At 70.4% G+C, this 21578-nt stretch carries 18 protein-coding genes; 13 read left to right on the top strand and 5 right to left on the bottom strand.

Annotated features, from left to right (window positions below; all coding sequences use genetic code 11):
• Positions 1–19 precede the first annotated feature (19 nt).
• Together F0L68_RS08420 and F0L68_RS08425 are read left to right on the top strand one after the other, a co-directional pair.
• Positions 20–1630, top strand: a complete 1611-nt coding sequence (locus F0L68_RS08420; RefSeq protein ID WP_223198603.1) for an ABC transporter permease — start codon at positions 20–22, stop codon at positions 1628–1630.
• Positions 1630–2664, top strand: a complete 1035-nt coding sequence (locus F0L68_RS08425; protein ID WP_149848915.1) for an ABC transporter ATP-binding protein — start codon at positions 1630–1632, stop codon at positions 2662–2664. Before F0L68_RS08420 ends, F0L68_RS08425 begins: the two co-directional genes overlap by 1 nt.
• A gap of 52 nt (positions 2665–2716) precedes the next feature.
• Here the strand turns inward: F0L68_RS08425 and F0L68_RS08430 are convergent, their stop codons facing one another.
• The 3 genes from F0L68_RS08430 to F0L68_RS08440 all read right to left on the bottom strand — a co-directional run bounded on the left by F0L68_RS08430 (position 2717) and on the right by F0L68_RS08440 (position 5977).
• Positions 2717–3580 carry an ABC transporter permease gene (locus F0L68_RS08430; protein WP_149848916.1) on the bottom strand — a complete coding sequence of 288 codons (864 nt, stop codon included), beginning with the start codon at positions 3578–3580 and terminating at the stop codon, positions 2717–2719.
• 292 nt (positions 3581–3872) lie between these two features.
• Positions 3873–4877: an ABC transporter ATP-binding protein gene (locus F0L68_RS08435; protein WP_149848917.1), complete on the bottom strand. Its 1005-nt coding sequence runs from the start codon at positions 4875–4877 to the stop codon at positions 3873–3875.
• Positions 4874–5977 carry a LolA family protein gene (locus tag F0L68_RS08440; RefSeq protein ID WP_149848918.1) on the bottom strand — a complete coding sequence of 368 codons (1104 nt, stop codon included), beginning with the start codon at positions 5975–5977 and terminating at the stop codon, positions 4874–4876. Before F0L68_RS08440 ends, F0L68_RS08435 begins: the two co-directional genes overlap by 4 nt.
• A 132-nt stretch (positions 5978–6109) precedes the next feature.
• On the opposite strand from F0L68_RS08440, the gene F0L68_RS08445 reads away from it, so the two are divergent.
• From F0L68_RS08445 to F0L68_RS43415, 3 genes are read left to right on the top strand one after another with little or no spacing between them, the layout of a single operon-like run.
• Positions 6110–6856 carry a response regulator transcription factor gene (locus F0L68_RS08445; RefSeq protein ID WP_149848919.1) on the top strand — a complete coding sequence of 249 codons (747 nt, stop codon included), beginning with the start codon at positions 6110–6112 and terminating at the stop codon, positions 6854–6856.
• Positions 6853–8178: a sensor histidine kinase gene (locus F0L68_RS08450; protein ID WP_149848920.1), complete on the top strand. Its 1326-nt coding sequence runs from the start codon at positions 6853–6855 to the stop codon at positions 8176–8178. Before F0L68_RS08445 ends, F0L68_RS08450 begins: the two co-directional genes overlap by 4 nt.
• Before the next feature lie 24 nt (positions 8179–8202).
• The gene (locus F0L68_RS43415; protein ID WP_149848921.1) at positions 8203–9069 is read left to right on the top strand and encodes a (deoxy)nucleoside triphosphate pyrophosphohydrolase; all 867 of its coding nucleotides are present in this window, start codon (positions 8203–8205) and stop codon (positions 9067–9069) included.
• Positions 9070–9264: 195 nt separating this feature from the next.
• On the opposite strand, the gene trpS is transcribed toward F0L68_RS43415, so the two are convergent.
• Positions 9265–10230, bottom strand: coding sequence for a tryptophan--tRNA ligase (trpS, locus tag F0L68_RS08460; protein WP_149848922.1), 966 nt, complete (start codon positions 10228–10230; stop codon positions 9265–9267).
• Positions 10231–10434: 204 nt separating this feature from the next.
• Between trpS and F0L68_RS08465 the strand changes: the two genes are divergently transcribed.
• The gene (locus tag F0L68_RS08465; RefSeq protein WP_149848923.1) at positions 10435–10737 is read left to right on the top strand and encodes a YciI family protein; all 303 of its coding nucleotides are present in this window, start codon (positions 10435–10437) and stop codon (positions 10735–10737) included.
• Between the two features lie 121 nt (positions 10738–10858).
• Here F0L68_RS08465 and F0L68_RS42235 read toward each other — a convergent pair whose 3' ends face one another.
• Positions 10859–11026, bottom strand: a complete 168-nt coding sequence (locus tag F0L68_RS42235; RefSeq protein ID WP_188316459.1) for a hypothetical protein — start codon at positions 11024–11026, stop codon at positions 10859–10861.
• Between the two features lie 185 nt (positions 11027–11211).
• On the opposite strand from F0L68_RS42235, the gene typA reads away from it, so the two are divergent.
• The 7 genes from typA to F0L68_RS08500 all read left to right on the top strand — a co-directional run bounded on the left by typA (position 11212) and on the right by F0L68_RS08500 (position 21521).
• Positions 11212–13125: a translational GTPase TypA gene (gene typA, locus F0L68_RS08470; RefSeq protein ID WP_149848924.1), complete on the top strand. Its 1914-nt coding sequence runs from the start codon at positions 11212–11214 to the stop codon at positions 13123–13125.
• A 228-nt stretch (positions 13126–13353) separates the two neighbouring features.
• A complete protein-coding gene (locus F0L68_RS08475) occupies positions 13354–15111 on the top strand; it encodes an ABC transporter family substrate-binding protein (protein ID WP_223198604.1) in 1758 nt (585 codons plus the stop codon).
• A 286-nt stretch (positions 15112–15397) separates the two neighbouring features.
• Positions 15398–17218 (top strand): ABC transporter family substrate-binding protein, encoded by a 1821-nt coding sequence (locus F0L68_RS08480; protein WP_149848925.1) that lies wholly within the window; start codon positions 15398–15400, stop codon positions 17216–17218.
• A 128-nt stretch (positions 17219–17346) separates the two neighbouring features.
• On the top strand, positions 17347–18354 hold the full coding sequence (locus F0L68_RS08485; RefSeq protein WP_149848926.1) for an ABC transporter permease: 1008 nt from the start codon (positions 17347–17349) through the stop codon (positions 18352–18354).
• Positions 18347–19300, top strand: coding sequence for an ABC transporter permease (locus tag F0L68_RS08490; protein ID WP_149848927.1), 954 nt, complete (start codon positions 18347–18349; stop codon positions 19298–19300). Before F0L68_RS08485 ends, F0L68_RS08490 begins: the two co-directional genes overlap by 8 nt.
• Complete coding sequence (locus F0L68_RS08495; RefSeq protein ID WP_149848928.1) at positions 19297–20475, top strand: ABC transporter ATP-binding protein; 1179 nt, start codon at positions 19297–19299, stop codon at positions 20473–20475. Before F0L68_RS08490 ends, F0L68_RS08495 begins: the two co-directional genes overlap by 4 nt.
• Entirely contained in the window at positions 20472–21521 is a 1050-nt protein-coding gene (locus F0L68_RS08500; protein ID WP_149848929.1) for an ABC transporter ATP-binding protein, read from the top strand. The genes F0L68_RS08495 and F0L68_RS08500 overlap by 4 nt, the downstream gene beginning before the upstream one ends.
• Positions 21522–21578 lie beyond the last annotated feature (57 nt).

The raw sequence follows: 21578 nt of genomic DNA on the forward strand, positions 1-21578 counted from the left end.
CGCCGGAGGCGAGGCTCCGTTGACGCGACGAGCCGCCGTCGGCCTTGGCCTCGCGGCCCTGCTGCCGCTGGGTTTTCTCGGGGTGTTCTTCGCCTGGCCGGTGCTGGCGATCTTTCGGCTCGGGCTGGCGAAGGGCGGCGTGCTCGACGCGCTTGGCCAGTCCGAGACCTGGCGGCTGGTCGGGTTCACGCTCGGCCAGGCCGCCGCCTCGACGGTGTTGGCGCTGCTGGCCGGCCTGCCGGTGGCGTTCCTGCTGGCCCGCTGCGCGTTGCGCGGGATCGGGCTGGCCAGGACGGTCGTGATGGTGCCGTTCGTGCTGCCGACGGTCGTGGTTGGACTGGCCTTCCGGGCGCTGTGGCCGGACGGCGGCGTGCTGTCGATCGTGCTGGCGAACGCGTTCTTCAACGTGGCGGTGGTGGCCCGCACGGTCGGCGGCCTGTGGTCGCACACCGACCGCAGGGCCGAGGACGCGGCGCGGGCGCTCGGCGCGTCGCGGTGGCGGGCCTTCACCTCGGTGGTGCTGCCGGCGATCGCCCCGGCGGTCGCGTCGGCCGCCGCCGTGGTGTTCCTGTTCTGCGCCACCAGTTTCGGCGTGGTGCTGGTGCTCGGCGGCGGCCGGTTCCGCACCCTGGAGACCGAGATCTACCTGCGCACCGTGGAGCTGTTCGACCTGTCCGGAGCGGCGGCGCTGTCGCTGCTTCAGTTCGTCGCCGTCGTCGCGGTGCTGCTGCTCGGCGCGGCGGCGCGCAGGCGTCGGGAGACCGCGCTTCGGTTGCGCCGCAAGGCCGAGACCGCGCGCCGGCCGACCGGCGGGGAGTGGGCCGTTGTCGCGGCGGCCTTCGCCGTGGTCGCCGCGCTGCTCGTGCCGGTCGTCGGGCTGGTGCTGCGCTCACTGTCCACATCGGACGGTTGGAGTCTGGCGGGCTACCGGGCGCTGTCGGGCACCGGGCAGAACGGCACGCTCGCGGTGTCCGGGCTCGACGCCGCGATGAACTCGCTGCGCACCGCCACCGACGCCACGCTGTTGGCACTGTTCGTCGGGGTGTTCGCCGCGGTCGTGTTGGTCGGCCTGCGGCGGGGGAGGACCGGGCACGGCCTCGGCACCGCGCTGGACACCGCGCTGATGCTGCCGCTCGGCGTGTCCGCGGTGACGGTCGGCTTCGGCTACCTGATCACCATGGACGCGCTGCCCGGCGACCTGCGCACGTCCCCGCTGCTGGTGCCGTTCGCGCAGGCGCTGGTGGTGACGCCGCTGGTGGTGCGCATGGTGCTGCCGGTGCTGCGCGCCATCGACGAGCGGCTGCGCCAGGCCGCGGCCACGCTCGGCGCGAGCCCGCTGCGGGTGTGGCGCGAGGTGGACCTGCCGCTGGCCGGCCGGTCTCTGCTGGCCGCGGCCGGTTTCGGTTACGTGATCGCGCTCGGCGAGTTCGGCGCGACCAGCTTCCTGGTCCGGCCGGACGCGCCGACGCTGCCGGTCGTGGTGGCGAGGCTGATGGCCCGCCCCGGCGGGCTGAACGGGCAGATGGCCTATGCCGCCTGCACTCTGTTGATGGTGGTCACGATCGTCGCGGTCGTGGTGATCGAGAAGCTGCGGGTGCCGACCCGCGCCGGTGCGGTCGGGGAGTTCTGATGTCCTTGCAGATCGACGAGCTGACCGTGCGATACGGCTCATTCACCGCTGTGTCCACAGTGGACCTGACGGTCACCGACGGCGAGGTCGTCGCGCTGCTCGGGCCGTCCGGCTGCGGCAAGTCCACACTGTTGCGCGCGGTCGCCGGCCTGGAACGGCCCAGCGGCGGCGCGGTGCGCTGGGACGGGGCCGACCTGTCGGGTGTGCCGGTGCACCGGCGCGGGTTCGGGCTGGTGTTCCAGGACGGCCAACTGTTCCCGCACCGAGACGTCGCCGGCAACATCGCCTTCGGGCTGCGGATGCGGGGGGTGGGCGCGGAGGAGCGGTTGCGCAGGGTGGCCGAACTCCTTGCTCTGGTCGGGCTTTCCGGCTACGGGCGGCGGCGGGTCACCGAGCTGTCGGGCGGCGAGCAGCAGCGGGTCGCGCTGGCCAGAGCGCTTGCGCCGCGCCCGAGGCTGCTGTTGTTGGACGAGCCGCTGTCCGCGCTGGACCGGGCGCTGCGCGAGCAGCTGTCGGTGGACCTGGCCAGGGTGCTGCGGGCGGCCGGGGCCACCGCGCTGATGGTCACGCACGACCACGACGAGGCGTTCACGCTGGCCGACCGGGTCGCCGTGATGCAGGCGGGCCGGATCCGGCAGGTCGGCCCGCCCGCGCGGGTGTGGGCGCGGCCCGCCGACGAGGAGGTGGCCAGGTTCCTCGGTTGCGGCACGGTGCTGCCGGCCGAGGTCCGCGCGGGGATGGCGCGGTCGGCGCTCGGCGCGGTCCGGCTGCGGGACGTGCCGGACGGTCCGGTCGAGCTGGGCCTGCGGTCGGCCGCGCTGCGGGTGGACCCGTCCGGCGGGCTGACCGGCGAGGTGCGCGAGCGCGTGCACCGCAGGGACCACGTCCGCCTGCTGGTCCGGCTGGCCGGAGCCGGGGCCGGGCCGGAGCAGGTGGAGGCGGTCGCCGCCGTGGCGGGCGCGCCGGGTCCTGGCGACGTCGTCCGGCTCGCCCTCGATCCCGAGGGCATCGCCGTCCTGACCGCAGCCCCCTGATCGTTCCTGAACGCCGTTCCTTGATCACTTAACGACGTTAAGGAGCCCCGCGTCAGGCGTCCTTCGTCGCCATGCGGGCGGTGGCCAGCGACAGGCCGACCACGATGTAGCAGACCGCCCGCCACGTGCCGGTGGTCAGGCTCGACATGTCCAGCGGGTCGCGCACCAGGTCGACGATCGAGCCCCAGCTGTCCGGCAGCAGGTACGGCTGCAGCCAGCCAAGGCTGCTGATGCTCTCCAGCACCGTGCACACGATCAGCCCGGCCAGCGTGGACGCCATCGCGATCAGCGGGTGCTCGGTGCAGGCCGAGATCGCGAGCGCGATCGCGCCGACGGCCCAGATCTGCACGGTCACCCAGAGCACGGCGAGCAGGACGCGGCCGAGGCTCGGCAGCACTGTCAGCGTCGTCCCGGACAGCGTCAGCATCGACGTCCCGCCGAGCAGCAGCGGCCCCGCGATCGCGCCGACCACGGCGATGATCGCGACCGCGATCAGCGTGACCGTGGCCACCCCGAACGCCTTCACGCCGAGCAGCCGCACCCGGCTGACCGGGGCCAACAGCAGCCCGCGCAGCGTCCCGTTGGCCGACTCGCCGGCCAGCGCGTCCGCCGCCGACATCGCGCCGACCAGCGGCAGCAACAGCGGCATCGACAGGAACAGCGTGAGCAGCGGCAGCAGCAGGCCGTTGCCCTTCAACAGCCCGAACAGCGCGTCCGGTCCGTTCCGGCCGGAACCGGTGGCGAGCGAGATGCCGATCCCGATCACCACCGGGGCCAGCCCGAGCAGGCCGAGCCCGATCAGCGTCCTCGGGCGGCGCAGCACCCACCGCAGCTCCGACCGCAGCAGCCGGGTCAGCGGCGCGCGCGGCGCGCGGCCCTCGGTCGGGGCCGACGCCTCGGCCAATGTCGCCGTCATGCTGGCTCCCCTGAATCGATGGCGGCTGGTGTCCGGTGGGTGGTCCGCGCCGATGTGACGGTGGCCGATATGGCCGATGTGACGGTCGCAGATATGTCAGCCGCAGATGTGTGAGCCGCGGATGTGTGAGCCGCACATGTGTAGGCCGCAGATGTGTCAGCCGCCGATGTGTGAGCTGCGGATGTGTCAGCTGCGGATGTGTCAGTCGCGGATGTGTGAGCCGCAGATGTGTAGGCCGCAGATGTGTAAGCCACAGATGTGTCAGTCGCCGGTGTGCCGGCCAATGTCGCCGTCATCTCGGCTCCTCCGCGTCGATGGCGGCCGGCTCCGACTCGGTCAGCCTGGCGAACAGCTCCTCGAGCCCGGCCCGGTGCCGGCGGGCCTCCTGCACCGCGACCCCCGCCTGCACCAGCGTCCGCAGCACCTCCGGCGCGGTCGTGCCGGTCAGCTCCACCCGCAGGCCATCGCCCTCGGCGCGGGCCGAGACCTTGGCCGCCCGCAGGGCGTTGAGCGCCGTCGAGATGTCCTCGGTGGACACCTGGAGCGCGGGACTGCCCGCCTGCAACAGCTCGGCCAGCTCGCCCTGCGCGACGACGGTGCCCTGGTGCAGCACGGCGACGTGCGTGCAGGTCGCCTCCACCTCGGCGAGCAGGTGCGAGGAGACCAGCACCGTGGCGCCTGCCGCGTGCAGGTCGGCGATCACCTGGCGGACCTCGCGGGTGCCGGACGGGTCGAGGCCGTTGGTCGGCTCGTCGAGCACGATCAGCCTGCGCGGCACCAACAACGCGGCGGCGAGGCCGAGTCGTTGTTTCATGCCGAGCGAGTAACCCCGGTAGTTACGGCCGGCCGCGGCGGCCAGCCCGACCCGTTCGAGCGCATCGTCCACAGCCTTGCGGATCGAGCCGGTGGCGAGCAGCGGTTCCGCCGCCCCCACCCGGCGCAGGTTCTCCCTGCCGGACAGGAACGGGTGGAAGCCGGGCCCCTCGACCAGCGCGCCGACGTGCGGCAGCGCGTGCCCCGCCCCGCCGGGCAGCGCGTGCCCGAGCAGCTCGACCTCGCCCGCCGTCGGCTGGGTCAGCCCGAGCAGCATCCGGATCGTGGTGGTCTTGCCCGAGCCGTTGGGGCCGAGCATGCCGAGCACCGCGCCCTCCGGCAGGTCGAGATCGACCCGGTCGACCGCGACCGTCCTGCCGTAGGTCTTGCGCAGCCCCCTGGTCCGCGCAGCGAGCACGCGGGCGGGGGTGGAGCCGGCGACCGCCGACTCCACCCCCGCCCGCTCGTTGGCCTCGACGGTCACTTGACCTGTCCAATGGCCTCGTACAGCACCTGCTCCGGCACCGCACCGACGGCGAACCGGCCGTCGTCGGTGAGCAGTCCGGTGCCCACCTTGGTGCTGATCTTGATGCCGCTGCCCCACGCGCCGCTGACCGGCATGCCGAACTGCTTGAGCAGCGCGGCCGGGTTCTGGCCGTTGTGCTTGGTCGACCCGTTGGGCGCCGTGGCGTTCCCGGACAGGAGGCCCGCCGGCACGCGGCCGACCAGCGTGGTGTCCCAGCCGTCGCCGACGACCTGCGGCGACACCTGGTCCTTCGCTTCCTCTGCGGTCTTGCGGTCCTTCGCGGTGAGGTTCTTGTCCTCGACCTTCGTGCCGGCAGGGGGCGTGAACGTGAACAGGCTCGCGTCCTGGCTCCCGACGGTCAGATCCGCGAACGCCACCTGCACGGCGGGCTCGTTGGTGCCGTTGGTCAGCACCTCGGCGCGCAGCGGGATCCGCAGCTCCGAGTCGACCGCGACGCGCACCTCACGCAGCAGCGTCCGCTCGTCCGGCTTCGGCGACAGCACCAGCTCGTAGGCGGGACGACCCGCCACCGTCGCCGTGCCGTCGACCGCGATGTTGCTGGTCTTGCGCAGCTCGGTGATCAGGTCGGCGGCCGCCGTCACCGGGTTCGCCGCGCGGTCGCCGTGCTGGTCGAGCGGCGTCTTGCCGGCGCCATCCTTGGCGGCGTCCTTGGTCGACTTGGTGGCCGTCTTCTTGGCCGAGTCGTAGGACCACACGGTCTTGCCGTCCTCGACGAAGACCTGCTCGGACTGCGCCGACGGCAGCGACAGCCGCGCCCTGCCCTGGCCGTCCGACCACACCCGCGCCTTGTTGACGCCGTCGGCGGTCAGCGGGATGCCGGGAAGCGCCGGCAGCCCAAGGTTGTTGGTCACCTCGACGGAGCCGGCGAACGCGGCCGGCTTCGCGGTGAGCACCGACTGCACCAGCGACTCGGCACTGACGCTCGGCAGCGTCGGAGCCGGGCCCGCGCCGGCCGGGTTGGCCACGATGCCGAGCCCGACGACCCCGGCGACCACACCCGCGGCCGTCACGGCCAGCGTCACCTTCCTGTTGTTCATCCGTTTGTCCCCTCCTCCTGTCGGCCGGCTCGATGCCGCCGACATCACAAAGCCTGCCCACCCCAAGCTGAGATGGCGCTGAGAAGCTGAGATCGCGCTGAGAGGGCGCGCGGATTCGAGGTGGTGGGCGGCATGCTGTGGGGCGTGAGGCCACGGGTGCTCGTTGTAGACGATGAGGTCGGAGTGCGCAGGGCGCTTGAGCGCGGCCTCGCCGCGGAGGGCATGGAGGTGGTCACCGCCGCCGACGGACCCAACGCGCTGCGCGTGGCGCTGACCGGCGCGTTCGATGTCGTGCTGTTGGACATCATGCTGCCGGGCCTGTCCGGATACCGCGTGCTGCAACGGATGCGCGCCGACGGCGTGCGCACCCCGGTGCTGATGCTCTCGGCCAAGGACGGCGAGGTCGACCAGGCCGACGGCCTCGACCTCGGCGCGGACGGCTACCTCGTCAAGCCGTTCTCCTTCGTCGTGCTGGTCGCGCAGGTCAGGGCGCTGCTGCGGCGGCACTCCACCGGCGGCGGCCGGCGGCGGCTGCGGCTCGGCGAGCTGGTCGTCGACCAGTCCGTGCGCGAGGTCAGCTGGGGCGGCGCGCCCGTGGCGCTGAGCCCCCGCGAGTACGCGGTGCTCGACGTCCTCGCCGGCCGGGCGGGGTCCGTGGTCACCAAGGACGAGCTGCTGCGCATCGTGTGGGGCGACGAGCAGGCGGCCACCCGCAACGCCGTCGAGGTCTACGTCGGCTACCTGCGGCGCAAGCTGGAGGCGGTCGGCGCAGGCGAGGTCGTGCGCACGGTCCGGGGGCACGGCTACATCGCGTCCACCCCCGAACTGGACGCCGCGCTCGGCGGGGCGACGCGGCTCGGCGGGGCACCGCGACGATGAGGCAATCACCGAGGGGCTGGTGGCTGCGCCGCACCCTCCGGTTCCGCATCACCGTCGTGGCGACCGGCGCGACGCTGCTGTGCCTGCTCGCGGTGACCGGTCTCAACGGCAGCATCATCGGCACGGTCATGATCGACGCGACGGACGACGTGCTCCAGCCCAACCTGGCCGCGGCCGTCGCCAGCGTCGAGGCGGGCCAGCCGCTGCCGCAGGAGCAGTTCGGCGGCCAGCTGCGGCTGCTGAACACGGCGGGCGAGCCGCTGGACGGCAGGCCGAGCCCGCCGCTGGAGCCGAGGGAGGTGCGCGCGCTGCTGGCCGGCGAGTCGGTGCTCAAGGACGTCGGCAACACCCGTTACCGCTGGCTCGGCCGGGTGGCGATCGCCCAGAACGGCACGCCGAGGCTGGTCGCCGCGGGAGCCGGGGTGGTCGGTTTCTACGGCTCGATCGACCGCGGCACCCGCTGGCTGGCGCTGGCCGCGATGCTGGTCGCGGCGCTGGTCGGCCTCGCGACCTGGCTGGCCGTGCGGTCCTCGCTGCGGCCGGTCGAGCGCATGCGCGTGGCGGCAGGTGCGCTGCCGACCGGCCAGCGGCTGCCGATTCCCGAGGCGCGCGACGAGCTGCGGGCGTTGGCCGAGGAACTCAACGCCCTGCTGATCCGCCGGGACGTGGCCACCGAGCGGCTCCGGCGGTTCACCGGGGACGCCGCGCACGAGCTGCGCAACCCGGTCGCCTCGGTGCGCGCGCAGGCGGAGGTGGCGGTCGCGCATCCCGACCCGGACTTCTCCCTCGAGGTGCTCGAGTCGGTGGTCGAGGAGTCGGAGCGGCTGTCCGACCTGGTCGACGCGTTGCTGAGGCTGGCGCGCGCCGACGCGGGCGAGCTGCCGAGGGCGGAGCCGGTCGACCTGGTGCTGATCGCCACGGCCGTGATCGAGCGGCAGGACGCGGCGAGCGTCCGGCTGGACGCGCCGCTGTCGGCGTGCCTGGTGCAGGCGACCCCGGCCGAGGTCGAGCTGGTGGTGACCAACCTGCTGCGCAACGCCGTCCGCTACGCCGAGGCGACCGTCCGGGTGTCGGTGCTGCCGGCGGGGCGCGAGGTGCGGCTGCTGGTCGACGACGACGGCCACGGCGTGCCCTCGGAGCACCGCGAGCGAGTGTTCGACCGGTTCTACCGGGTCGAGGACGACCGGGGCAGGTCGACCGGCGGCTCGGGCCTCGGGCTCGCGCTGGTGGCGCAGATGGTGCGGCGCCGGGGCGGCACCGTCCGGGCCGGGGAGTCCCCGGAGGGCGGGGCCCGGTTCGAGGTGCGCTGGCCGGCGTTCTGACGCGATCCTGGAAAGATCGGTGAGGTGTCCGTCTTTCGATCGACCGCGCTGGTCGACGCCCCGCCGAGAACCGTCGCCGCCGCACTGCTCGACGGCGGGCAGGTGGTCGCCTCGGCTGCCCGCGCCGGCGTGCGGCTCCGGCTCGCCGACAGCGTTGGCGGCGGGGCCAACGGCAGCGGTGACGCGAACAGCACCGTCCTCGCGCCAGGCGACGAGCTGTCGGCGTGTCGGCTGCGGCTGCGGGTGGTGCGGGCGGACGAGCGGCAGGTCGCGCTGCGGCTGGTCGGCGGTCCGCTGCGGTCGCTCGACGTGCACGCCGAGCTGGTGCCGACCGGAGCCGACACGTTGCTGGTGTTGTCGGCGGAGTGGGTTTCCCCGGCGGGGGCGCTCGGCAGGCTGGCGAACATCACGGTGGTGCGGCGGGCAATGCTGCGGCTGCTGACCGAACTGGTCGCCGGCGCGCGGCGGCGCGCGGAAGACCTGGCGCTCGGCCGGGTCGTGGTCGGCGCGGCGATCGTCCGCGCGGGACGGTTGTTGGCGCAGCAGCGCGGTTTTCCCGCCGTCCACGCGGGACGGTGGGAGCTGCCGGGCGGCCGGGTCGAGCCGGGGGAGTCGGAGCGGGACGCGGTCGTCCGGGAGTGCGTCGAGGAACTGGGCGTGCGGGTGCGGCCCGGCGAGCCGGTCGGCCCGGATCTGCCGCTGCGGGAGGCGCTGTTGCTGCGCGTGTACGCGGCCGAGCTGGTGGACGACGCCGAGCCATCGGCGCGCGAACACCGCGCGGTGCGGTGGATCGACGCGGGCGAACTGTCCGAATTGGACTGGTTGCCCGCCGACCGGGTGCTGCTGCCCGCGCTGCGCGAACTCCTCGGAGCAAACTCCGGTCGCACCTGAGGCCCGTCCACCGAGCCGCGACGGGTTTCGGTGTCGTGGACCCGACGCTGGCAGATCCACGACACCGAAACCACCAGCAGACCTTCAGCCGATGCCGGACAGCCGCAGCGCGGCGGCGAGCCGGTGCTGCGACGGTGTTCGATGTCGCGGACCCGACGCTGGCAGATCCACGACACCGAAACCGCCAGCCGACCTTCAGCCGATGCCGGACAGCCGCAACGCGGCGGCGAGCCGGTGCTGCGATCGTTCCCGCGCCCGAACCGCCCCGGCAGCCCTGATCCGGTCCAGCTCCGCCGGATCGTCGAGCAACGCCATGGTCGCCGCCCGGATCGGGCGCAGCTCCTCGACCACGGCCTCGGCGACCGCGTTCTTCAGCTCGGCGTAGGACCCGACCGAGTCGGCCAGCTCGGCCGGCGCCTTGCCGGTGCACGCGGCCAGGATCTCCAACAGGTTGGCCAGTCCCGGCTGCGTTTGCGGCGCGTACCTGAGCTGCCCGAGGTTGTCGGTCACCGCCCGTCGGACCTTGCGCTCGACCAGCTCCGGCGGGTCGAGCACGAAGACCACCCCGGCCGAGTCCTCTGCCGACTTCGCCATCTTGCGGCTCGGGTCGGACAGGTCCCGCACCCGCGCGGCCGATGGCGGCGTGACCGGGTTCGGCACCACGAACACCTCTCCGTAGGTGCCGTTGAACCGCCTGGCCAGCGCCCTGGCCAACTCGACGTGCTGGGCCTGGTCCTCGCCGACGGGCACCTCGTCGGCCCCCTGCAACAGGATGTCCGCGGCCATCAGCACCGGATAGGTGAGCAGCCCGAGTCGCACCGAAGACTGCCCCGCCGCCTTCTCCCTGAACTGGATCATCCTGGCGGCCTCGCCGTAGGTGCAGGTGCACTCCAGCACCCAGGTGAGCGCGCCGAGTTCGCGCACGAGATCGGACTGCACGAACACGCTGCGCGGTTCGACGCCGGCCGCGAGCAGCACGGCAAGCTGTTCTCTGGTCAGCGATCGGAGCCGTTGCGGGTTGTGCGGTGTGGTCATGCCGTGCAGGTCGCTGATGAAGTACACGTCCTGCTCGGTGCCCTGCGTGGCCCAGCGGCGTACGGCCCCGAGGTAGTTGCCCAACTGCACGTGGCCGGACGGGGTGATGGCGGACAGGCGGGTCATTGGAAGGTCCTTCCGGGCTGGTTCGCGACCACCCGAGGGAGCTGCCCCGCAGAAACACCACAGGCCGCCTCATCGGGCGGCCTGTGGTCGAGTCAGAGCACAGTCTCAGGGCCGCCGGTCGACGGCCCACCAGAACGTGTGAAGACTGCGCATAGCCAAGCAGCATACCGTGTTTCGGGGCCGGCACGGGGCTACCGTCGAACCATGTACATCGTGCTGATCACCTACACCAAGCCGCTCGACGAGATCGACTACGCGCTGCCTGACCACGTCGAGTGGCTCAAGCGCCAGTACGACGCGGGGTACTTCCTTGCCTCGGGTCGGCGGCAACCCAGGGTCGGCGGCGTGATCATCGCCAGGCCCATGGCCAGGGGGAAGCTGGATGCCCTGCTGGCGACCGACCCCTTCGCCGTCCAGCACCTCGCCGACTACGAGGTGATCGAGTTCCACGCGACGATGACGGCCGCGGAGCTGGCCAGGGTCAACGAGGCCTCGCCCGTGGTGTGAACGGACCGGATCGACGAACCAGTGCCCGCTTACCGATCACCCGGCCGCGGCTCACGTCCTCGGTAGGCGGGCCCCGAACCACCGGCAGGCGTTCGCACCGGTAGGCGTTCGCAACCGAAGGTCAGTGCGACTTCTTGCCCGCTTTGTGCTTCTTCGCGGCTTTCTTATCGGCCTTCTTGGCCGCCTTCCGAGCGGCCTTGTCCCTCGTCGCCTTCAGCGCGAGCACCGGGCACCGTGCGCAGCGCGGCTGGGACCGGCAGCACTTCTTCTTCACTTTGATCTTGCCCACTGCCTGGCTCCTGAGGGGTTGACTGCCCTGTCAGGATAGGTGAGGCTGGCCTCACAAACGGGTGAGGCTGACCTCACTGCGGCAACTGCGTGATAACGGTCGCCAAACCGGTACCCTTGGTAGGGCCACGAGCGGTGTTTCCGCCGGAGCCCCCTCTTCCTGTCTTCCAGTTCTAGGAGTCCCGCGTGCCCACGGCCACCGCGTCGGTCCAGGCATCATCCGCGCAGCTTCGGACCGACCTGCGCAACGTCGCGATCGTCGCGCACGTCGACCACGGCAAGACGACCCTGGTCGATGCCATGCTGCGGCAGTCCGGTGCGTTCGCCGCCCGGGCCGAGCTGGTCGACCGGGTGATGGACTCCGGCGAGCTCGAACGCGAGAAGGGCATCACCATTCTCGCCAAGAACACCGCCGTGCGTCGCCAGACGCCCGACGGTGTGGTCACCATCAACGTGGTCGACACCCCGGGCCACGCCGACTTCGGCGGCGAGGTGGAGCGCGCGCTGTCGATGGTGGACGGCGTGGTGCTGCTCGTCGACGCCAGCGAGGGCCCGCTGCCGCAGACCCGGTTCGTGCTGCGCAAGACCCTGGCCGCCGGCCTGCCGGTGATGCTCGTGGTGAACAAGGTCGACCGACCCGACGCCCGCATCGCCGAGGTCGTCGAGGAGGCCCACGACCTGCTGCTCGACCTGGCCACCGAGGTCGGCGCCGACGAGTCCGTGCTCGACCTCCCGGTCGTCTACGCCTCGGCCCGCGCCGGCAAGGCCAGCCTGAGCCAGCCCGACGACGGCGGCATGCCCGACAGCGAGAACCTCGACCCGCTGTTCGACACCATCCTCCGCCACGTGCCGCCGCCCACCGGCGACCCGAAGGCCCCGCTGCGCGCCCTGGTCACCAACCTGGACGCGTCCTCGTTCCTCGGCCGTATCGCGCTGTGCCGGATCCACGCCGGCCAGATGCGCAAGGGCCAGACCGTGGCCTGGTGCCGCGAGGACGGCTCCACCCAGCGCGTCCGCATCACCGAGCTGCTGATCACCGAGGCGCTCGAGCGGATCCCGGCCGAGGAGGCGCACGCTGGCGACCTGGTCGCCATCGCGGGCATCCCGGATATCACCATCGGCGACACGCTGGCCGACGCGGAGAACCCCGAGCCGCTGCCCAGGATCACCGTGGACGAGCCGGCGATCTCGATGACCATGGGTGTGAACACCTCGCCGCTGGCCGGTCGCGGCGGCGGCACCAAGCTGACCGCCCGCCTGCTCAAGTCCCGGCTGGACTCGGAGCTGATCGGTAACGTCAGCGTCCGCGTGCTGCCGACCGAGCGCCCGGACACCTGGGAGGTGCAGGGCCGAGGCGAGCTGGCCCTGGCCATCCTGGTCGAGCAGATGCGCCGCGAGGGCTTCGAGCTCACCGTCGGCAAGCCGCAGGTGGTCACCCGCACCATCGACGGCAAGCTGTGCGAGCCGTTCGAGCGGCTGACCGTGGACGCCCCCGAGGAGCACCTCGGCGGCCTCACCCAGCTGCTGGCCGCCCGCAAGGGCCGCATGGAGCACATGGACGGGCACGGCACCGGCCGCGTCAAGCTGGACTACGTCGTGCCGTCGCGCGGCCTGATCGGCTTCCGCACGGAGTTCCTCACCGAGACCAGGGGCACCGGCATCGCCAACGCGGTGTTCGACGGCTACTTCCCGTGGGCCGGCGAGATCCGCACCCGGCACACCGGCTCGCTGGTGTCCGACCGGGCGGGCGCGATCACCAGCTACGCGATGATCCAGCTGGCCGACCGAGGCACCTTCTTCGTCGAACCGACCGCCCAGGCGTACGAGGGCATGGTCGTCGGCGAGAACCCCAGGTCCGAGGACCTGGACGTGAACGTCTGCCGCGAGAAGAAGCTCACCAACATGCGCTCCTCCTCCGCCGACGTGACGGAGGTGCTGGCCCGTCCCCGCAAGCTGTCGCTTGAGGAGGCCCTGGAGTTCTGTGCCTCCGACGAGTGCGTCGAGGTGGCCCCCGAGGTCATCCGCGTGCGCAAGCTCGTGCTGGACAGCAACCTGCGCGGCCGCGAGCGCGCCAGGTCCAAGGTCCGCGACGCCAAGTAGGGCTCGCTGGCTGAGAGCTGCGTTACGTAACAAAGCCGGAACCCGGACCGGGGCCCGCACGTCCACTTACCTGGACGGGCGGGCCCCGTCCGTTTTGGGCCGTGCGCTCCTGCCGAGGGGCCGCGGATGCGCTTTCGACGCTGTCTGGCAATCTCGTGGTGACATCACGGTTGCCTGTCCCGCGCGCGGGCGGCATTGCCGGGGTGATCACGACGGGAGGTGGCCTGCGTGGGCTGGTCCGGGGGGACGGCTGCACGACCGGGACGAACGACGCGTGGGGGCAGGCACAGGCTGGCCCCGATCGCGGCGCTCCTGACCGCGCTGGCCGTCGCGGGCTGCTCCAACGCGCCGCCACCGCCGCTGGTGTCCTCGCCGGTGGCGCGGACCACGCCGACCAAGGCGTCCGAGCTCAACCAGATCGTCGTCGGCATGGACTCGGTGGTCGGCGGCTACAACCCGCACACCCTGGCTGATCAGTCCACCGTCACCACCGCGCTGTCCTCGCTGCTGCTGCCCTCGGTGTTCCGCATCGCCCCCGACGGCAACCCCCAGCTCGACACCACCCTGATGCTGTCCGCCCAGGTCACCAAGACCGAGCCGTACACGGTCAGCTACACGCTGCGCAGGGAGGCGGCGTGGTCGGACAGCGCGCCGATCGCCGCCGAGGACTTCGTCTACCTCTGGCAGCACATGCGCAGCGAACCCGGCGTGGTCGACCCGGCCGGCTACCGGCTCATCTCCAACATCGCCTCGCGGGACAGCGGCAAGACCGTCGAGGTGTCCTTCGCCAAGCCCTACCCGGGCTGGCGGTCGCTGTTCGGCGGCCTGATGCCGGCGCACCTGCTCAAGGACGCCCCCGGCGGCTGGCCCGCGGTGCTGGCGGACTCCTTCCCGGCGACCGGCGGCCCGTTCGCGGTCCGCACCCTCGACCGGGACCGGGGCGAGATCCAGCTGGAGCGCAACGACCGCTACTGGGACAAGCCCGTGCCACTCGATCGGGTGGTTCTGCGCAAGGCTGACCCGAGGCAGACGGCGGACGCGCTCGGCAACGGCGACAACCAGGCCGCGGTGGTGTGGGCCGACGCCATCGCCGTGAACCTGATCAACAGCGCGAAGGCGCCCTTGACCGTCAAGCCGGTGCCGAGGCCGGAGGTCGCCAGGCTGGTGTTGCGGCCGGTCAGCCCGAGGCTGACGGACCTGCGGGTCCGCTCGGCGATCGTCGCCGCGCTGGACCGCAACTCGCTGATCGCCGTCGGCACCGGCAACGGGCCGTCCGCGCAGCTGCGGGCCGACGCCCAGGTCGCGTTCCCGTCCAGGTCGGGCTACGCGGCGACGATCCCGCAGGGCGCGCCGCCCGCCGCCCAGGACCTCGCCGCCGTGGACCGGCTGATGACGGAGGCCGGATACGCCAGGCTGGACGGCCTGTGGGCCAAGGACGGCAAGGTGTTGACCCTCAACCTCGCCGTGCAGTCGGATCGGGTGCCCTACGCCAGCCTGGCGGCCCAGGTGCAGCACCAGCTCGCCGCGGTCGGCATCCAGGCGAAGCTGAACGCCGTCTCCGGCGACCAGCTCTACGGCCAGCAGCTGGCCAGGACCCAGGCGGACAACGGCGTCGACGGCGACGGGTCGGTCGACCTCGCCGTCGTCCCGTCCGTCGACGCTGGCGATCCCGCCGCGCTGCTGGCCACCGAGTTCGGCTGCCGGGCCGCGTTGCCGGACGCCTCGACGCAGGTGCCTGGCAACCTCTCCGGCTCCTGTGACCAGGCCCTTCAACCCACCATCGACGCCGCCCTGACCGGCGAGATGCTGCTGTCCGACGCGCTGGCGAAGGTCGAGCCGGTGCTGTGGCAGCAGGCCGTTTCGGTGCCGTTGTTCCAAATCGCCGACCTGCTCGCGGTGCGGCAGGATGTGTCCGGTGTGGACACTGGAGCACCCCTCGCCGGCGTGTTCAGCGGAGCCCCGAACTGGCGGCGTGCCAACCGCTGAGCCGTTGTCTGGGCTCGTTGGCGGGCGATGCTCGGTGTCCTCATCGTTGACAGTATTCTCGGCGTCCGGTGAACGAACGCTCCCGGCCGGTAACCAGGGTGTTGCAAGCTGCTACCAGCGTGTCACCCTTTGGTCACGATCGGCCTAGGACCAGTGACCCGCCTGGCAGGAGCTTCCTACCGTGCTGCCACGGTGTGTCGCTCGGGGCGCGTTTGGCACACCACGGTTTCGGGTGGACGAAGTCAAACCGACTGACGTCCACCGTGTGCTAGGAGGGCACGTGTCGATGAGGAGATCCAAAGCAGCCTCCGGGCTGGCGTTGTTGGCTGGCGCCGCGCTCTTGCTGAGCGCGTGTGGCAGCGGCGGGAGCGGCGGCAGCGGGTCAGGTGGTTCGTCGCAGAACCTGAACCCCGGACAGATCGGTGGTGCGGACCAGGTCTTCAAGCGGCCGACGGTGTCCGACATCGGTGACGTCGCTGTGGCCGTGGAGGAGAACTTCCACAACTACAACAACTACACCGGCGCCGCGAACAACGTGTCGAGCGTCTACATCCTGAACCAGGTTCTGCCGTCGCCGTTCGTGGTGAACGTCGTGGACGGCAAGCAGGTCATCATGCTCGACGGCGACCTGATGGACTCGGTGACCGTCAAGTCCAAGGACCCGATGGTCGTCGAGTGGAAGGTCCGCAAGGAGGCGGTCTGGTCCGACGGCCAGCCGATCGACGGCAAGGACTTCTACCTGCGGTGGTTCGCCGCCACCAGCAAGGTGAAGACCAGCACCAGCACCAGCACGGGTGACGCCGGCACGAGCTTCGACTCCGCGCCGACCGGCTACGACCAGGTCAGCAAGTTCGAGTTGGCCGACAACAACAAGACGATCACGACGACCTTCAGCAAGCCCTACGCTGACTACCGGTCGCTGTTCTCGATCATCGGCAACGACGCGATCCTGCCGGCGCATGTCCTCGAGGCCAAGACCGGCATCCCGGACATCACCAAGGTGACCGACGCCGACCAGCCCTCCGTGGACAAGGCCGCGAAGTTCTGGACCGATGGCTGGAAGGGCTTCAGCAAGGACGTCGACCTCTCCGGCGGCCCGTACATGATCGACTCCTCGGACCTGAAGGATCAGACGGTCCTGGTGCGCAACCCGAAGTACTTCGGTGCCAAGCCCGGTCCGGCCAAGCTGACCATCCGCACCAACTCCGACTCGCAGGCCGCGATTCAGCAGCTCCAGAACAAGGAGGTGCAGGTCGCCGCTCCGCAGGCGGAGTCAGCGGTGGTGCAGGCCGTCCGCAACGACGGTTCGCTCCAGGCCTACGTCGACGCCGGCTTGACCTACGAGCACATCGACCTGAACATGTCCCGCCCGCTGTTCAAGGACGCCGCGGTGCGTAAGGCCATCTTCCAGTGCGTGCCTCGCCAGAGCCTGATCGACAACCTGGTCAAGGACGTCAACCCGAACGCCAAGCCGCTGGGCAACTTCATGTTCATGCCCAACGAGCAGGGCTACCAGGACCACTACTCGGACGTGGGCAACGGTGACACCGCCGCGGCCAAGAAGACCCTCGAGGACGCCGGCTACAAGCAGGGCGGCGACGGCGTCTACGCGAAGGGCGACCAGAAGGTCTCCTTCAAGCTCGGCCACAAGGTCGTGCCGCGTCGTGCCGACACCGTTCGCCTCGTCCAGGCGAAGTGCAAGGAAGCCGGCATCGACATCCAGGACGACCAGTCCGCCGACTTCAACGACAAGCGCCTCCCGGCCAGCGAGTTCGACGCCGCGCTGTTCGCGTGGGTCGGCAACCCGGTCAAGTCGTCCTCGTACGGCAACTACGCCACCAAGTCCGCCGGTGGCACGTCGAACTACAACAACTACTCCAACCCCGAGGTGGACAAGGAGTACGCGGCGGCGAACGGCGAGCTGGACTTCCAGAAGCGCGTCGACATGCTGAACGACGTCGACAAGAAGATGCACGACGACTACCACAGCCTGCCGCTGTTCCAGCTGTCCGACTTTGCCGCGAACGTTCCCAACTTCGGGCCGGTCAGCTACATCGGTTACGCGGGTGGCGTCACCTGGAACGCCGAGACCTGGCAGAAGAAGTAACTTTCGTCAGGGTCAGCACAACAGCATGACTCGGCTGGGGGGCTGGTGCCACGAGCACCAGCCCCCTTGCTCGATGTCCGGCTCGCTAAGGTCAATCCCCGCTGGCGGGCGTTGAGGAGGCCTCCCCCGTGTTTCGTTATATTATTCGCCGCATCCTGATTTCCATCCCGATGCTGATCGTCGCTTCTTTCCTCTGCTTCGCGCTCACCTCGGTGATGGGTGACCCGCTGGGTGAGTGGAAGCTACAGAAGCCACGCACCCCGGCCGAGATCTCGGCCGCCTACGCCCGTACCGGCTACGACAAGCCGCTGATTCCCCGCTACGTGAACTGGGCCGAGCACTTCGTGCAGGGCGACTGGGGCGAGACCGTGACCCCCGGCAACGCCGGCGAGAAGGTCAAGCCCAAGGTCATCGACGCGTTCTGGACGACGAGCAAGCTGGTGATCGGCTCGGAGATCATCGCGCTCATCCTCGGCATGCTGATCGGTGTGATCGGCGCGGTCCGACAGTATTCGATATTCGACTACGGGGCGACCGGTTTTGCGTTCACGATGTTCTCGATGCCGTTGTTCTGTATCGCCCTCATCCTGAAGAACGGGGGCATCCAGCTCAACAACTGGCTGGAGAGCGTCACCGGGGACGCCTCGAACAGATGGATCGTGACCTCGGGGCCGCCTGTCGGCGGGTTCACCGGCGGTATAGGCCAACAGATATTCCAGTACACCGGCGCGTACATCCTGCCGACCATCTGCCTGGTGTCGGTCCAGTTCGCGCTCTACAGCCGCTTCCAGCGTGCCTCGATGCTGGACGTGCTGAACCAGGACTACGTGCGCACCGCGCAGGCGAAGGGCATCTCCCAGGCGCGGGTCGTCTTCAAGCACGCGTACCGCAACGCGCTGATCCCGATCGCCACCGTGGCCTCGCTGAACTTCGGCGCCCTCGTCGGCGGCGCGGTGATCACCGAGACGGTGTTCGGCTGGTCCGGCATGGGCAAGCTGCTCGTCGACTCCATCACCAAGCTCGAGCCGTACATGGTGCTCGGCCTGATGATGTCGACGGCCGTGTTCGTCGTTCTGTTCAACCTGATCGCGGACGTGCTGTACGCGTTCCTTGACCCGAGGATCCGCCTTGACTGACGTCATCTCGCCCGTCGCGCAGCCGCCGGCGAGTCCGGAGGCGAGCCAGTTCGACACCACCACGGCGCGCAAGCAGTGGCAGGTCATCCTGCGCCGCTTCTTCCGGCACAAGGCCGCCGTGTTCGGCATGATCGTGTTCGTCGCGTTGGTGCTGCTGGCCTTCATCGGCGGCTCGGTGTGGAAGTACAGCTACACCGACCTGAACCTCGGCCGGTACGTGACGCCGGGCGGCGACCACCCGTTCGGCACCGGTCACATCGGTGAGGACATGTTCGCGCAGGTGATGCGCGGCATGCAGTTCTCGCTCCAGATCGCCATGGTGGTCGCGGTGATCGCCACCGGGCTCGGCGTGGTGCTCGGCGCGCTCGCCGGGTACCTGCGGGGTTGGGTCGACGCGCTGATCAGCCGGTTCATCGACCTGATGCTCGTGCTGCCGGCGCTGGTCATCGCCGCCGCGATGACCAGGAGCACCTTCCTGCTGGAAGCCACCAAGACCGGCTCGCAGGGCAGCAACTGGTTGCTCGTCGCGCTCTACATCGGCTTCACCAGTTGGATGAGCGTGGCCAGGACGATCCGCGGCATGGTGCTGTCGCTGCGGGAGAAGGAGTTCGTCGAGGCCGCCCGCGCTCTGGGCGCGCCGACCAGGCGGATCGTGTTCAAGCACATCCTGCCCAACACCATCGACGTGATCATCGTGAACGCGACGCTGGCGATCGCGCAGGCCGTGCTGCTGGAAGCGGCGCTGTCGTTCATCGGCCTCGGCGTGCAGACGCCCGACACCTCGCTCGGCCTGCTGATCAGCCAGAACAAGAACGAGTTCACCATCCACCCGTGGCTGTTCTTCATCCCGTTCGTGTTCATCGTGTTGATCTCGCTGTCGGTGAACTTCATTGGTGATGGTCTTCGGGACGCCTTCGACCCGAGGCAGAAGAGGGTGAAGGCATGACGGAGCTGGATGTGATGGGCTCGCCGCAGTCTGGCGACCACACCTACACCGACGACAAGCTGCTCGTCGTCGACGACCTCTCGGTCGAGTTCCCCACCGACGACGGCGTGGTCCGCGCGGTCCGCAAGGTGTCCTTCTCGCTCGGCGCTCGCGAGGTGCTCGGCGTCGTCGGCGAGTCGGGCTCCGGCAAGTCGGTGTCGTCGATGGCGATCATGGGCCTGCTGCCCAAGACCGCGCGGATCGGCGGCTCGATCAAGTTCAAGGACCGCGAGCTGGTCGGCCTGAGCTACAAGCAGATGCAGTCGGTCCGCGGCAACGGCATCTCGATGATCTTCCAGGACCCGATGTCCTCGCTGAACCCGGTCTACACGGTGGGCTGGCAGCTCGCCGAGGCCTACCGGGCGCACCACGACGTCTCCAAGAAGGCGGCGTGGGCGAAGGCGGTCGAGGCGCTCGAACTGGTGGACATCCCGCAGCCGGACCGTCGTGCGGCGCAGTATCCGCACGAGTTCTCCGGCGGCATGCGGCAGCGGGTGATGATCGCGATGTCGATCATCAACGACCCCGAGGTGATCATCGCCGACGAGCCGACCACGGCCCTCGACGTGACCGTCCAGGCGCAGATCCTGGACACGCTGCTGAAGATCAGGGACGAGACGAACGCCGGCATCGTGATCATCACGCACGACCTCGGCGTCGTCGCCGGCATGGTCGACCGCGTGCAGGTCATGTACGGCGGCACGGTCGTCGAGCAGGGCCCCGTCGTCGAGGTCTTCGAGGCGCCGAGGATGCCCTACACCGTCGGGCTGCTCGGGTCGATCCCCAACCCGAGCCTGCTCGGCAAGCGGCTCACCCCGATCCAGGGCGCGCCGCCCTCGCTGATGAACCTCCCGCAGGGCTGCGCCTTCTCGCCGAGGTGCCCGCTGGTCGTCGACGAGTGCAAGGCGGTCGAACCCGAGCTGGTGGAGACCGACCGGCTCGGCCACTTCAGCCGCTGCCACCGCTCGGCGCACCTGGCCACCATCGAGAATCCGCAGAAGCTGTTCGCGCACGAGGAGATCGGCATCGTGGAGAACCCCGCCGCGTTGACCATCGCCAACCCGGACATGCCCGTCGCCGAGAAGACCGCCGACGTGGAAGCGCGGATGCAGGAAGAGGAGAAGCCGACCTCATGAGCACGTCGACGCACAGCGCGGCCACCGCGAAGAGCCGGGAGCCAGGGGAGCAGCCCCTGCTCCAGGTCACCGACCTGGTGAAGTCCTTCCCGGTGCGTGGCGGCGGGATCATCCCGCGCACCATCGGCCAGGTGCAGGCCGTCTCCGGGATCAGCCTGGACCTGTTCCAGGGGGAGACCCTCGGCCTGGTCGGCGAGTCCGGCTGCGGCAAGTCCACGACCGGACGCGCCATCCTCCAGCTGCACAAGCCGACCTCGGGCTCGGTGAAGTTCCAGGGCAAGGAGCTGACCGGGCTGCGCGGCAAGCAGCTGCGCGGGATCCGCAGGGACATGCAGATCGTGTTCCAGGACCCCTACGCCTCGCTGAACCCGAGGTGGCAGGTCAACGAGATCATCTCGGAGCCGTTCCGGATCCACGGCAGCGCCGCGTACAAGGGCTCCGCGAGCATCCAGCACCGGGTGAACGAGCTGATGGAGCTCGTCGGGCTCAACCCGGAGCACCGCAACCGGTACGCACACGAGTTCTCCGGCGGCCAGCGGCAGCGCATCGGCATCGCGCGGGCCCTCGCGCTCAACCCCAAGCTCGTCGTGCTCGACGAGCCGGTGTCGGCGCTGGACGTCTCGGTGCAGGCCGGTGTGGTGAACCTGCTCGAGGAGCTACAGGAACGGCTCGGGCTGGCCTACCTGTTCGTCGCGCACGACCTGTCCGTCGTCCGGCACATCTCGGACCGTGTCGCGGTGATGTACCTGGGCAAGATCGTGGAGATCGGCGAGCGCGAGGACATCTACAACCGGCCGATGCACCCCTACACCCAGGCGTTGCTGTCGGCCGTTCCGGTGCCGGACCCGAAGCAGGAGCGCAGCCGGCAGCGCGTCGTCCTCACCGGTGACGTGCCAAGCCCGGTCAACCCGCCGTCGGGCTGCCGGTTCCGGACGCGGTGCTGGAAGGCGCAGGACATCTGCGCCGCCGAGGAGCCCAAGCTCGAACAGCACGGCGACGGCACGTTCTCGGCGTGCCACTTCGCCGAGGAGCGTTCGGTCCTCTGATCACGCGGGGGCGGGCCCACGGCGCCGTGAACTACAGGCACCATGGGCCCGCCCCGG

This window comes from Solihabitans fulvus (genome assembly GCF_008386585.1).
GTDB lineage: Bacteria > Actinomycetota > Actinomycetes > Mycobacteriales > Pseudonocardiaceae > Solihabitans > Solihabitans fulvus.

Coding starts and splice junctions, on each gene's coding strand:
- trpS (WP_149848922.1), bottom strand. CDS start 10,230: ATGACCCGCCTGTCCGCCATCACCCCGTCCGGCCACGTGCAGTTGGGC.
- F0L68_RS08440 (WP_149848918.1), bottom strand. CDS start 5,977: ATGAACAACAGGAAGGTGACGCTGGCCGTGACGGCCGCGGGTGTGGTC.
- F0L68_RS08495 (WP_149848928.1), top strand. CDS start 19,297: ATGACGGAGCTGGATGTGATGGGCTCGCCGCAGTCTGGCGACCACACC.
- F0L68_RS08425 (WP_149848915.1), top strand. CDS start 1,630: ATGTCCTTGCAGATCGACGAGCTGACCGTGCGATACGGCTCATTCACC.
- F0L68_RS08480 (WP_149848925.1), top strand. CDS start 15,398: ATGAGGAGATCCAAAGCAGCCTCCGGGCTGGCGTTGTTGGCTGGCGCC.
- F0L68_RS08450 (WP_149848920.1), top strand. CDS start 6,853: ATGAGGCAATCACCGAGGGGCTGGTGGCTGCGCCGCACCCTCCGGTTC.
- F0L68_RS08445 (WP_149848919.1), top strand. CDS start 6,110: ATGCTGTGGGGCGTGAGGCCACGGGTGCTCGTTGTAGACGATGAGGTC.
- F0L68_RS08465 (WP_149848923.1), top strand. CDS start 10,435: ATGTACATCGTGCTGATCACCTACACCAAGCCGCTCGACGAGATCGAC.
- F0L68_RS08430 (WP_149848916.1), bottom strand. CDS start 3,580: ATGACGGCGACATTGGCCGAGGCGTCGGCCCCGACCGAGGGCCGCGCG.
- F0L68_RS08500 (WP_149848929.1), top strand. CDS start 20,472: ATGAGCACGTCGACGCACAGCGCGGCCACCGCGAAGAGCCGGGAGCCA.